A 978-nucleotide genomic window follows, 5' to 3' on the forward strand; every position below is an offset into this window, starting at 1 on the left:
CTTCCAGCGGGGGTCGGTGTACTGGTCGCAGTCCTCGGGTGCGCACGTGGTGTCGGGTGCGGTGCGGGATCGGTGGGGTGTGTCGGGCTGGGAGTACGGCTCGTTGGGGTATCCGGTGGTGGACCAGGCGGTGCTGGGGGATGGGAAGTCGCAGTTCGTGCACTTCCAGCGGGGGTCGATCTACTGGTCTCAGGCCACGGGTGCGCGGGTGGTGCTCAACGGTGCGGTGCGGGACCGGTGGGCGGCGTCGGGGTGGGAGCGGGGCCCGTTGGGGTTGCCGGTGTCGGATGTGACGTCGTTGTCTGGTGGTGGGCAGTTCGCGCACTTCCAGAAGGGGTCGGTGTACTGGTCGCAGGGCACGGGGGCGCGGTTGTTGCTGGCGCCGATCCGGGATCGGTGGGGTGTTGCCGGCTGGGAGCGGGGTTCGCTGGGGTGGCCGGTGGCCGATCAGGTGGCGACGCCGGGTGGCAAGGGGCAGGTGGTGGCCTTCCAGCGGGGGTTCGTCTACTGGTCGCAGGCCACGGGTGCGCGGTTGGTGTCGGGGCCGGTGCGGGATGCGTGGCTGGCGGCTGGTGGTGATGGCGGCAGCCTGGGGCTGCCGGTGAGTGATGTGGGTGTGACGCCGGACGGGAAGGCGCAGGCGGCGCACTTCCAGGGTGGGTCGGTGTACGTGCACCAGCAGTTGGGTGCGCGGGTGTTGCCGATGGCGATCCGGGACGGGTGGGCTGCCTCGGGGTGGGAGAACGGTCCGCTGGGTTATCCGACCGCGGATGCGGTGGCCGTTGCCGGGGGGACGGTGATGTCGTTCCAGGGTGGTGAGGTGTACGCCTCGGCGGCGACCGGTGGGCGTGCGGTGCCGGCGGTGTTGCTGGCGGCGTACCAGGCGGCGGGTGGTCCGGGTGGGGCGTTGGGGTTCCCGACGTCGCAGGCCGGGCGCACGCCGGATGGCAAGGCCAGCTTCCAGCACTTCCAGGGCGG

Annotated in this window: 1 pseudogene; it reads left to right on the forward strand. The window is 71.7% G+C overall.

Going from position 1 to position 978, the window contains the following annotated elements:
- Positions 1–16: 16 nt before the first annotated feature.
- Positions 17–978: pseudogene (locus ACI79Y_RS19640) on the forward strand (N-acetylmuramoyl-L-alanine amidase); the annotation flags it as partial.

It is taken from the genome of Modestobacter sp. SYSU DS0875, assembly GCF_054050915.1.